The organism is Arthrobacter sp. HMWF013, assembly GCF_003061105.1.
Classification (GTDB): Bacteria; Actinomycetota; Actinomycetes; order Actinomycetales; family Micrococcaceae; genus Arthrobacter.
In genome coordinates this window covers 1-10803 of sequence record NZ_QAIQ01000268.1, presented here as the reverse complement: position 1 = coordinate 10803, position 10803 = coordinate 1, and the positions used below count along the sequence as shown (strand labels likewise).

Genomic DNA, 10803 nt, shown 5'->3' with positions numbered 1-10803 from the left:
CCCGCCGCACCGGCGGTGGCGGTAAACCAGAACGTCCCCTCGATGGGATGCGAATCCGAGCTGACAACGCGCCACGCCACGGTGTAGGCGCCTGCCGGCGCGCCGGCCTTGAGCTTCTGGGACGCCACGTTATCGACGATTTCGACGGTCCCGTCCGCCCACTCGGCGCCGGCGGAATCCTTGACGGAGAACTGCGCGCCGATGCCCAGCGGGTTTTTGTTGAAGGTGACGGAGACCTTCCCGGGCGGGGTGGCCAGAGTTGCGCCCTGGGCAGGGCTGCTGGACTCCGCAGCGTCGTGCGCCGACGCCGGAGCGGAGACGGCCAAAAGCGCGGCGGCAAGAAACACGGCTCCGAGCAGAACACTCAGCAGCTGACGGCGGGTGGATCGCATGGGTGGACTGCTCCCTTGAATTGGATTCCTTCCAGCCTAGGCGAACTTCCGGGCCGGCCCCGCTCCCCGCCTAGGCGCCCACATATGCCGCCAGATGCTTGCCCGTGAGGGTGGACCGCGTTGCCACGAGGCCGGCCGGCGGGCCCTCGAAAACGATCTTTCCGCCGTCATGGCCCGCTCCGGGACCGAGATCGATGATCCAGTCGGCGTGCGCCATGACTGCCTGGTGGTGCTCGATGACGATCACTGATTTCCCGGAATCCACGAGCCGGTCCAGGAGGCCCAACAGGTTCTTGACATCCGCGAGGTGCAGGCCTGTGGTCGGTTCGTCGAGTACATAGACATCGCCCTTCTCGGCCATCTGGGTGGCCAGCTTGACGCGCTGCCGCTCGCCGCCGGACAGGGTGGTGAGCGGCTGCCCGAGCGTAAGGTAGCCAAGCCCGACATCCACCAGCCGGTGGAGGATCTTGTGGGCCGCCGGCGTACGGGCTTCGCCTTCGCTGAAGAATTCCTCCGCCTCGGTCATCGACATCGCCAGCACCTCGGCGATGTTGCGGCCCCCGAGCCTGTATTCGAGCACAGACGCCTGGAAGCGCTTGCCTTCGCAGTCCTCGCAGGTGGATTCGACCGTGGCCATGACACCCAGTTCGGTGAAGATGACGCCGGCGCCGTTGCAGGTGGGGCAGGCCCCCTCGGAATTCGAGCTGAAAAGTGCCGGCTTCACGTTGTTTGCCTTCGCGAACGACTTGCGGATGGGCTCGAGCAACCCGGTGTACGTGGCGGGGTTGCTTCGGCGTGAGCCTTTGATGGCACCCTGGTCGATCACCACCACTCCGTCCCGGTCGGCCACCGAGCCTTGGATCAGCGAGCTCTTACCCGAGCCGGCGACCCCGGTCAGGACGCAGAGCACTCCGAGCGGGATATCGACATCAACGTTTTGGAGGTTGTGCGTCGAAGCTCCACGGACCTCCAGCTTCCTGGCTGAGGAACGTACTTTGTCTTTCAGGGCCGCCCGGTCGTCGAGGTGGTGTCCGGTGATGGTGTCGCTGCCCCGCAGGCCCTCGACGCTGCCCTCGAAGCAGACGTTTCCGCCTTGAGTGCCGGCGCCGGGACCGAGGTCCACCACGTGGTCGGCGATCCCGATGGTCTCGGGCTTGTGCTCAACCACGAGCACCGTGTTGCCTTTGTCGCGCAACTGCAGGAGGAGTTTGTTCATCCGTTCAATGTCATGGGGGTGCAGGCCGATGGTCGGCTCGTCGAAGACGTAGGTAACGTCCGTGAGAGATGAGCCGAGGTGCCGGATCATCTTGGTCCGCTGGGCCTCTCCCCCTGACAGGGTGCCTGCCGGACGGTCCAGGGAAAGATAACCCAGCCCGATTTCGGCGAACGATTCCAGGATGTGGCGCAGCCCGGTGAGCAGCGGGGCAACGGAGGGTTCCTGGAGGTCCCTGATCCAGCCCGCGAGATCGGTAATCTGCATCCCGCACAGATCCGCGATGTTCCTGCCGTTGATCTTCGAGGAGCGGGCCTCCTTGCTGAGCCGCGTTCCCTCACATTCAGGACACGCCTGGAACGTGATGGCCCGATCCACGAAGGCCCGGATGTGCGGCTGCATGGCCTCGACGTCTTTGGAAAGCATCGATTTCTGGATTTTCGGAATCAGGCCCTCGTAGGTGAGGTTGATCCCCTCAACCTTGATCTTGGTCGGCTCCTTGTAGAGGAGGTCCTGCATCTCCTTCTTCGTAAACTTCGCGATCGGCTTGTCCATGTTGAAGCCGGCGCCGGCGAAGATGCGGCCGTACCAGCCGTCCATGCTGTAGCCGGGGACCGTCAGGGCACCCTCGCTCAGGGACTTGCTGTCATCGAACAGTGCGGTGAGGTCAAAATCGGAGACGGAGCCCATGCCCTCGCAGCGCGGGCACATGCCACCCAGGTAGACGGCGTTTTGCACCACGCTCTTCTCGGTCCGGCCGGACTTCTCGGTACTCATCACCCCACTCGCCTTGCGCGTCGGGACGTTGAAGGAGAACGCTGTGGGCGGCCCGATATGAGGTGCGCCGAGGCGGCTGAACAGGATCCTGAGCATGGCGTTGGCGTCGGTGGCAGTGCCCACCGTGGAGCGGGGGTTGGCACCCATCCGCTCCTGGTCGACGATGATCGCCGTGGTCAGTCCCTCGAGAAAGTCGACGTCAGGCCGCGCGAGGTTGGGCATGAACCCCTGCACAAAAGCGCTGTAGGTTTCATTGATCATCCGCTGCGACTCTGCGGCGATGGTGGCGAAAACCAGCGAGCTCTTGCCGGACCCGGAGACGCCGGTGAACACCGTCAGGCGGCGCTTGGGGATTTCAAGGCTGATGTCCTTGAGGTTGTTCTCCCTCGCACCCTGCACACGGATCAGGTCATGCGTGTCTGCAGCATGGACCGCGGGTGCCTGCAGGTCCGTTGTGGTGTCCGCAGTCATTTTGCCTCGTTGATGCGGATCATGTTGCCGGCGGGATCGCGGAAGGCGCAGTCCCGGATGCCATAGGCCTGCTCGATGGGCTCCTGGACCACTTCGGCGCCGCTTGCCTGCACCTTCTCGAAGGTTCCATCCAGGTCCGGGGTGGCGAGCACGATCCGCGCGTAGCTGCCCTTTGCCATCAGTTCGGCGATGGTCCGCCGTTCATCCTCGGTAAGGCCCGGGTCCGCCGTCGGTGGCTCAAGGACGATGGAGGTCTGGGGCTGGCCGACCGGCCCGACGGTCAGCCAGCGCATACCGCCGTATCCGACGTCGTTGCGCACCTCGAACCCCAGGGTGTCCCGGTAGAACGCCAAAGACGCTTCCGGATCGGTATGGGGGAGGAATGTCCAATGAATTGTGAGTTCCATGACGCCAGTCTAGGCGCGGCTCTGAGCCCGCGCTTCTCTATTCCTGATCGGTCTGGTGACCTGCTTGACCACGCAGGTAGGCATGCCCGCCGCGTGCCCGCCGGCCACGCACCGGTAGCTGCCCGGCGACATGCCCACCAGTTCCGAAAAGCGGGTGCTGAAGGTACCCAGCGACGAGCAGCCGACGGCGAAGCAGACGTCCGTGACGCTCAGGTCACCGCGGCGAAGCAGTGCCATTGCACGCTCGATGCGCCGGGTCATCAGGTAGCCATACGGCGGCTCGCCGTAGGCGAGGCGGAACTGCCGGCTGAGGTGCCCGCCGGACATGTTCACACCCCGGGCGAGCGCCTCGACGTCCAGCGGCTGCGCGTACTCGCGGTCGATCCGGTCACGCACGCGGCGGAGCACGGCGAGGTCGCGCAGATGCTGCTCTTGGGCGGGGTTGGTCCTCACGTGCGTGATAGTGCCACGCCGCAGCGGGGATGTCCAGCGTTTTGTCCACGTTGCCGGCCTGTTGCGCGCCTGTAAAAGGTAGCGAACTTCACGGCGGGTCTGCCCCTCCGTGGTCCGGGAGTCCGCCCTCCGCCGCATAGGATCAAGTATCCCCAAAAGACTCCCCCGGAGGATTAATGCTTAAGCAAGGCTCTGCCCTGGACCGGTACTTCAAGATCACCGAACGGGGGTCCAACCTCTCCCGCGAGATCCGCGGCGGGTTCGCCACCTTCTTCGCGATGAGCTACATCGTGGTTCTCAACCCGCTCATTCTCTCGGGCCCGGACTCCGACGGCACCACGCTGGGGTTCACCGCCGTCGCCGCCGTCACCGCCTTCGTGGCAGGCATCCTCACCATCCTGATGGGAGCGTGGGCCAAGCACCCCTTCGCCCTGGCCACCGGCCTGGGCGTCAACGCGTTTGTTGCCGTCACCGTGGCAACCAACCCTGGCCTGACCTGGCCGGACATGATGGGCCTGGTGGTCATCTCCGGTGTGACCATGCTGATCCTTGTCCTGACCGGTTTCCGCACTGCCGTCTTCAAGGCCGTTCCCGACGGGCTCAAGACGGCGATCGTGGTGGGCATCGGCCTCTTCATCGCGCTGATCGGCCTGGTCAACGCCGGCTTCGTCCGGCGCATCCCGGACGTGGCCGGCACCACCGTTCCCGTGGGCCTGGGTTTCGACGGCAAACTCCTGGGCTGGCCGACGGCCGTGTTCGTCTTCGGCCTGATCCTGACCATCGCCCTGGTGGTCCGCCAGGTCAAGGGCGCAATCCTGATCGGCATCATCACCTCGACGGTTATTTCCGTCATCCTGGAACTGACCCTGCACATCGGCCCCAGCTTCGACGGCAAGGTCTCCAACCCCCAGGGCTGGTCGCTGGTAGCCCCCACGTTCACCGAATGGTCGGCTCCGGACCTGTCCCTGATCGGCAAAGCCAACCCGTTCGGCGCCTTTGAGCACCTGGGCTTCGTGGCCGCCACGCTGCTGGCCTTCGTGATCCTCCTCAGCATCTTCTTCGACGCCATGGGCACCATGGTGGGTCTCGCCACCGAGGCCGGAACCATCGACGAGCACGGCAACATCCCCAACGTCGACCGGGTGCTGCAGGTTGATGCCCTGGGCGCCATTGTGGGCGGCGGCGCCTCGGTGTCCTCCAACCAGATCTATGTGGAGGCAGGCGCCGGAATCGGCGAGGGCGCGCGGACAGGTGTGGCATCCATCGTGACCGGCCTCCTGTTCCTGGTGGCCATGTTCTTCACGCCGCTGATCAACCTGGTGCCCTTCGAAGCAGTGGCGCCGGCCCTGGTGGTGGTGGGCTTCATGATGGTGTCCCAGGTGGGCAAGATCGACTGGCAGGACTGGGGCATCGCGATCCCGGCCTTCCTGACCTTCACCCTGATGCCGTTCACCTACTCCATCGCCAATGGCCTGGGCGCCGGGTTCATCGCCTTCGTCCTGATCCGCACCGTCCAGGGGCGGGTCAAGGAGATCCACCCGCTGATGTGGGCGGTGGCAGCGGCCTTCCTGCTCTTCTTCGCTGTGGGTCCGATCGAGGCCGCCCTGGGCATGCTGTAACCCTGCAGCGGATGGCCCCTTACACGGGAGTGTTGGGGGCCATCCCCTCGTCGCCGGTCTCTGCCAGCGCCTTGCGCTCACGGAGCTTGTCCAGCCGGTTCATCAGCGGCGAGGTGGTGGCGCCGTGAATAATGATGGAGAGCGCTACCACCAGCCCCACAAAACCCCACAGCCATTCCGCCTGGTCCGAGAATTCGCCTTTCCCCACAGCGTAGGCAAGGTAGTACAGCGAGCCGATCCCGCGGATGCCGAAAAAGGACAGCGCGATCCTCTCCCGCGGCCCCGTCTTGCCGCCCATGAGCCCCACCCAGCCGGCAACCGGCCGGACCAGCAGCAGGAACGCCAGGGCCACCAGAACCTCAACCCAGCCCATCCGGTCAAGCAGTCCCCTCGCGATGGCGCCGCCCAGCAGGACCAGGATCACCACGGTCATCAGGCGTTCGAGCTGCTCCACATAGGAGTGCAGGACCTTGTGGTAACCGTGCGTGTGTTCCGCCGATCGGATGGTGACGGCGCAGACAAACACGGCAATGAACCCGTACCCCTCGATCATTTCGGTGAGGCCGTAGGCCAGGAATGTTGCGGCCAGAGCCACGAAGCCCTCTGAATGGTTGGCCAGGCGGAGGCTCTCTTTCTGAGCAGAGAAGAAGAGCCGGGCCAGGAGTTTGCCCATCAGGAATCCGACCAGGAGGCCGGCCGCCAGGCGCCACAGAACGTCCACGGCGAACCATTCCGGGAACCACGCCAAGGGCGAGGACCCCACGATGCTGATGGCGATGGCGAGGTACACAAATGGGAAGGCCAGGCCGTCATTCAGGCCGGCTTCGGAGGTCAGGCCGAACCGGACCTCGTCTTCGTTCTCGCTGCCCTCCTCCGCATCCGCCGGTTCGCCCACCTGGACTTCCGATGCCAGCACCGGGTCTGTCGGGGCCAGGCTGGCGGCTACCAGCAGTGCGGCACCGAGCCCGAGCCCGAGGAACCACATCCCGAGCAAAGTCAGGACGATAATGCACACCGGCATGGCGATCCCCAGGAGCCGCCAGGTGGTGGACCAGCTCTTGCGGCCCACGGGACGGTCCAGTGCCAGGCCCGCGCCCATCAGCGAGATGATCACGCAGACCTCCGCCAGGTGGGTGGTGAAGTCATTGTGCTGGAGTGGATCGGGGTCCGGCAGGGTGGGAATCAGGGAAAATGCGGTCAGGCCGGCGCCGAGGAACACCATGGGCATCGAAAAGGGAGCGTTGCGCAGCGCTTTGGGCAGGATGGCTGCGACAAACACGGCCAGGCCGGCGGCGGCAAAGAGAATACTCGGGGCTTCTAGCATGGGCGGCTCTTCCGGAATCGGACGTGCGCATTGGGATTGATCCACAATAGCCCCGCCGCGCACGTTGCACGCTTCCCGCCGCAGCCTGCAGCTTCCGGGATGCCGGACAGCACGACGGCGGTGCCGCTGGTTTTCGCACCCGGCATGCGGTGAAGTTGAGGCATGGTCCTTCCCTCACCTCCCGTCGATCTCCCGCCCGAGCCCTGGACGGGGCGGTTCGACGGCGAAGGCCAGGAACACCGCCGCTGGTGGCAGGCGGTCTCGCCGTATTCCGGCGGCGGCCGCCCGGTAGGTGGCTCCACCGGCTCCGTCGCCACACGCCCGGCTGTCATCCTGGGGTTTGCCAGTGACGAGGGGGTCCGGCGGAACAAGGGCCGCCCCGGTGCGGCCAAGGCCCCCGCCGCCTTCCGCGCCGCGCTGGGCCCGCTTGCCTTCCATCTGGACCGGCAGGTGTTCGACGCCGGCGACGTGGAAGTTTCCGGCGGCGCGCTGGAAGACGGCCAGGCCCGTGCCGGGCATGCCATCACCGCAATGCTCGACGCCGGGAATCTCACCGCTGTCCTGGGCGGCGGCCACGAGACCGCATTCGCCAGTTACCTGGGCGTTGCCGCGTCCGCAGCCGTCCAGGCCGGCAAACGGCTGGGCGTGCTGAATCTTGACGCCCATTTCGATCTGCGCGATGAACCCGCGCCCAGCTCCGGGACTCCGTTCCTCCAGATGGCGCACGCGGAAGCCGCCGCGGGACGCGAACTCCGGTACGCCGTCGTCGGGATTTCAGAACCCGGCAACACGCGCGCACTGTTCAACACCGCCGGGCGCCTTGGTGTGCAGTACGTGCTGGATGAGGACTGCTCAGCTGCGCGGGTGGAGTCCTTTGTGGCCGGTTTCCTGGCCGGGGTGGACGTGCTGTACCTGACGATCGACCTTGACGTGCTGCCCGCTTCCGTGGCACCGGGGGTCAGTGCGCCGGCCGCTTATGGTGTGCCGCTCCCGGTCATCAGTGCCGTGTGCAGGCAAGTGGCGCAGAGCGGAAAACTGCTGCACTTTGATGTCGCCGAACTGAACCCCGCTTTCGACATCGACGGCCGCACAGCCAAGGTGGCAGCACGGCTCGTGGACACCCTGCTGCGCTGACCCGGACCACTGTTTTCGCCGTTGCAGTGCCGGGATGGGAGAGAATGCAAAAAGGTAAGTAAGCTGTCTATCGTGAGTTGAACGGTTTACCTGCTGCCGAAAGGAAGCCTGCCATGAGTCATCAACGCCGAGCCGCGGTCCTCCTGCTCTCTGCGCTGCTCCTCGCGGGTTGCGGGACGTCCTTTCCCAGCGATCCGACGGGAACCCTCGAGAAGGTCAAGGAGGGCACCCTGCGTGTGGGTGCCAGCGAAAACGGTGACTGGGTGGATCTTCCGGACGGCCCTGGCGGCGACGTCGAAGGCACCGAAGCCGAGCTGGTCCGCCGGTTTGCGGCCTCGTTGGGCGCGAAGGTTGAGTGGGTCCCCGGAACCGAGCACGTCCTGGCTGAGGAGCTCAAGCACGGCGGGCTGGACGTGGTGATCGGCGGGCTGGATGACAAAACTCCATGGGCTACCCACGCCGGCCTCACCTTGCCGTACACGGAATCCCGGGACAGCCGGGGCTCGCTGCACAAGCATGTGATGCTGGTGCCCTTGGGTGAAAACGCCTTCCTGCTGGAGCTCGATAAGTTCCTGGCGGAAACCGCAGGTGCGAAATGACGGCCGTGGAGAATCGCAGCGCTGTCCGGTTTGGCCATACCGAACTGCCGACCGAACAGCAGGCCGCACTCCGCAAGGCAGTCACCTTCGAATGGCTCACCATCGGCTTCCTGGCCGTGTCCACCGTTTTGGTGTTTGCGGTACTGGGCAATTCCCAGGCCATGAAGGCCGCGTGGATCGAGGACGTCCTGTCCTTCCTCCCGCCGGTGTCCTTCCTGCTGGCCGCCCGCGTTATCCGCAAGCGGCCCACCGAGGAGCACCCCTACGGCTTCCATCGCGCAGTGGGCATCGCCCACGTAGTGGCAGCGGTGGCATTGACCGTTATGGGCGCCTACCTGATTGTGGACTCCGCCATGGGCCTGCTCACCGCCGAGCATCCCACGATCGGCGGCTTCAACTTCTTTGGCCAGACCATCTGGCTGGGCTGGCTGATGATCGCGGCCATGATCCTCACCGCCGGCCCGCCCATCTACCTGGGCCACGTCAAGATGAAACTGGCCGAAAAGCTCCACGACAAGGTGCTCTACGCCGACGCCGACATGAACAAGGCCGACTGGATGACGGCTGCGGCTGCGGCCGTTGGGGTGGCGGGCATCGGACTGGGCTGGTGGTGGGCTGACTATGCCGCCGCGCTCATCATTTCGGGAAGCATCCTCCACGATGGCATCCGCAACACCCGGGCAGCCATCTCGGCACTGATGGATAAACGGGCGCGGACCTACGACGACGCCGAACCGCACCCCGTGGGCCGGCAACTGGACGAGTACCTCCAGGGCCTGGACTGGGTTGACACCGCGCAGTCGCGCATCCGGGACGAAGGCCACGTCTTCCATGTGGAATCCTTCATTGTGCCTGCCGGACCGATGCCCCGCGTGGAACAGCTGGAAGCCGCCCGGAAAGCCTGTATCGCCCTCGATTGGAAGGTCCAGGACATGGTGCTGGTTCCGGTCGCGGAACTGCCGTCCGAGTACCTGCCTGGACCGACGTCCGGCGGCGAACGGTGAAGGTCCATCCCGCTTGCCCGGCTCAGCCTCAGCCTCAGCCTCAGCCTCAGGCCACTGCACCCTTGAGCACGTAGCGCCGCTCCGGGCGCCCCACGCCGTACTTCAGCCGGACCTCCAGGACGCCCTCGTCGTGCAGGTACTCCAGGTACCGGCGGGCGCTGACCCGGGACGTGCCCAGCTGGACTGCCACCTCAGCGGCGGAGAGATCGCCGTCGGCCTCCTTCAGCGCCGTCTCCACCAGCTTCAGCGTTTCGATGCTGCAGCCCTTGGGCAGCGGCCGTTCGGTCCGGTCCAGGCCGAAGACCCGGTTGACGTCCGACTGCTCCGCCACATCCTTGGACGAGTCCAGGCCCTGGTACGCGTTGCGGTAGTGCTCCAGGCGTTCCTGCAGGTCAGTCTGCGAGAACGGCTTGATCAGGTAATGGACTATCCCGCCGCGGAGTGCCTTCCGGACAGTTTCCACTTCGCGCGCGGCACTGATCACCAGGACGTCCAGTTCCGGGGCGACCTCGCGCAGTTTGTGCATCAGGTCCAGACCGTTGATGTCCGGCAGGTGGATGTCCAGGAGGACCAGGTCGGGCTGCAGGCGGGCGGTCTCCGTCATGGCCTGCGCGCCGGTATGGGCCACGCCGACGACCGCGAATCCGGGCGTGCGCTGGATGAATCCTGCGTGGACCTTGGCCACCATGAAGTCGTCGTCGATGATCAGGACGTTGATCATAACTGTGGCCTCCTTCGTTTGAGCTCCGCAGTAAATACCGCGCCGTTATCGTTGGCCACAGTGAGGTCGCCGCCGGCGCGTCGGCAGACCACCCTCGAGAGGGCCAACCCGAAGCCGCGCCCGCCGTCGGATCCGGGCTGCGGGCCGCCGGGCTGTTTGGTGGTGAAGCCCTGGCGGAAGATCTCCTCGCGGCCGGCGTCGGGGACCCCCGGGCCATTGTCCCGGACAGTCACGGTGACCGTAGTGCCGCCGTCCTGCACCAGCACACTGACGCTTCCCGCCGGAAGCCCGGCGACGGCGTCGAACGCGTTGTCCACGAGGTTCCCTGCGACGGTGGCCAGGTCCCGTGAGAGATCGTCATCCACGCGGCCCAGGGCGGATTCGGGATCCAGCTGGAGTGTCACCCCGCGTTCGGTGGCGAGGCTGGCCTTGGCGATCAGCAGCGCGGCCAGCGCGGGGTCCTGGATCCGGCTGGTGACCTCGTCATTGAGGCGGGTGCGGTCCACGGTGGCACCATTGACGAACTGCACCACCGAATCGTACTCACCGATCTGGATCAGGCCCGAGATCACGTGCAGCTGGTTGGCGAATTCGTGGGCCTGCGCCCGCAGAGTGTCTGTGGCGGTGCGGGTGGCACCCAGTTCGCGTTCCAACGAGGACAGTTCGGTACGGTCACGCAGGGTGGTGAC

11 protein-coding genes are annotated in these 10803 nt (G+C 65.7%); 4 read left to right on the top strand and 7 right to left on the bottom strand.

What is annotated here, in order from left to right:
- From DBR22_RS10680 to DBR22_RS10665, 4 genes are all read right to left on the bottom strand, one after another.
- The coding region (locus DBR22_RS10680) for a copper resistance CopC family protein (RefSeq protein ID WP_258229141.1) at window positions 1-392 on the bottom strand (392 nt) is incomplete at its 3' end.
- 70 nt (window positions 393-462) lie between these two features.
- On the bottom strand, window positions 463-2853 hold the full coding sequence (locus tag DBR22_RS10675; RefSeq protein WP_108599001.1) for an ATP-binding cassette domain-containing protein: 2391 nt from the start codon (window positions 2851-2853) through the stop codon (window positions 463-465).
- Window positions 2850-3260 (bottom strand): VOC family protein, encoded by a 411-nt coding sequence (locus DBR22_RS10670; RefSeq protein ID WP_108599000.1) that lies wholly within the window; start codon window positions 3258-3260, stop codon window positions 2850-2852. Before DBR22_RS10670 ends, DBR22_RS10675 begins: the two co-directional genes overlap by 4 nt.
- Before the next feature lie 9 nt (window positions 3261-3269).
- Window positions 3270-3713, bottom strand: coding sequence for a helix-turn-helix transcriptional regulator (locus tag DBR22_RS10665; RefSeq protein WP_258229140.1), 444 nt, complete (start codon window positions 3711-3713; stop codon window positions 3270-3272).
- Between the two features lie 176 nt (window positions 3714-3889).
- Here DBR22_RS10665 and DBR22_RS10660 point away from each other — a divergent pair, with 176 nt between their 5' ends.
- Window positions 3890-5332, top strand: a complete 1443-nt coding sequence (locus DBR22_RS10660) for an NCS2 family permease (protein ID WP_108598998.1) — start codon at window positions 3890-3892, stop codon at window positions 5330-5332.
- A gap of 19 nt (window positions 5333-5351) precedes the next feature.
- On the opposite strand, the gene DBR22_RS10655 is transcribed toward DBR22_RS10660, so the two are convergent.
- Window positions 5352-6656, bottom strand: coding sequence for a cation:proton antiporter (locus tag DBR22_RS10655; protein ID WP_108598997.1), 1305 nt, complete (start codon window positions 6654-6656; stop codon window positions 5352-5354).
- 162 nt (window positions 6657-6818) lie between these two features.
- Here DBR22_RS10655 and hutG point away from each other — a divergent pair, with 162 nt between their 5' ends.
- The 3 genes from hutG (at window position 6819) to DBR22_RS10640 (ending at window position 9393) form a co-directional block, all read left to right on the top strand.
- Window positions 6819-7790: a formimidoylglutamase gene (gene hutG, locus DBR22_RS10650; RefSeq protein WP_108598996.1), complete on the top strand. Its 972-nt coding sequence runs from the start codon at window positions 6819-6821 to the stop codon at window positions 7788-7790.
- A 113-nt stretch (window positions 7791-7903) separates the two neighbouring features.
- Window positions 7904-8389, top strand: a complete 486-nt coding sequence (locus DBR22_RS10645; protein WP_108598995.1) for a transporter substrate-binding domain-containing protein — start codon at window positions 7904-7906, stop codon at window positions 8387-8389.
- Window positions 8386-9393 carry a cation diffusion facilitator family transporter gene (locus DBR22_RS10640; protein WP_108598994.1) on the top strand — a complete coding sequence of 336 codons (1008 nt, stop codon included), beginning with the start codon at window positions 8386-8388 and terminating at the stop codon, window positions 9391-9393. Before DBR22_RS10645 ends, DBR22_RS10640 begins: the two co-directional genes overlap by 4 nt.
- Window positions 9394-9439: 46 nt before the next feature.
- On the opposite strand, the gene DBR22_RS10635 is transcribed toward DBR22_RS10640, so the two are convergent.
- Both DBR22_RS10635 and DBR22_RS10630 read right to left on the bottom strand, forming a co-directional pair.
- Complete coding sequence (locus tag DBR22_RS10635; protein ID WP_108598993.1) at window positions 9440-10114, bottom strand: response regulator; 675 nt, start codon at window positions 10112-10114, stop codon at window positions 9440-9442.
- A partial coding sequence (locus DBR22_RS10630; protein WP_146187468.1) for a sensor histidine kinase occupies window positions 10111-10803 on the bottom strand: 693 nt, incomplete at its 5' end. The genes DBR22_RS10630 and DBR22_RS10635, both read right to left, overlap by 4 nt.

Coding starts and splice junctions, on each gene's coding strand:
- DBR22_RS10675 (WP_108599001.1), bottom strand. CDS start 2,853: ATGACTGCGGACACCACAACGGACCTGCAGGCACCCGCGGTCCATGCT.
- DBR22_RS10670 (WP_108599000.1), bottom strand. CDS start 3,260: ATGGAACTCACAATTCATTGGACATTCCTCCCCCATACCGATCCGGAA.
- DBR22_RS10660 (WP_108598998.1), top strand. CDS start 3,890: ATGCTTAAGCAAGGCTCTGCCCTGGACCGGTACTTCAAGATCACCGAA.
- DBR22_RS10655 (WP_108598997.1), bottom strand. CDS start 6,656: ATGCTAGAAGCCCCGAGTATTCTCTTTGCCGCCGCCGGCCTGGCCGTG.
- hutG (WP_108598996.1), top strand. CDS start 6,819: ATGGTCCTTCCCTCACCTCCCGTCGATCTCCCGCCCGAGCCCTGGACG.
- DBR22_RS10645 (WP_108598995.1), top strand. CDS start 7,904: ATGAGTCATCAACGCCGAGCCGCGGTCCTCCTGCTCTCTGCGCTGCTC.
- DBR22_RS10640 (WP_108598994.1), top strand. CDS start 8,386: ATGACGGCCGTGGAGAATCGCAGCGCTGTCCGGTTTGGCCATACCGAA.
- DBR22_RS10635 (WP_108598993.1), bottom strand. CDS start 10,114: ATGATCAACGTCCTGATCATCGACGACGACTTCATGGTGGCCAAGGTC.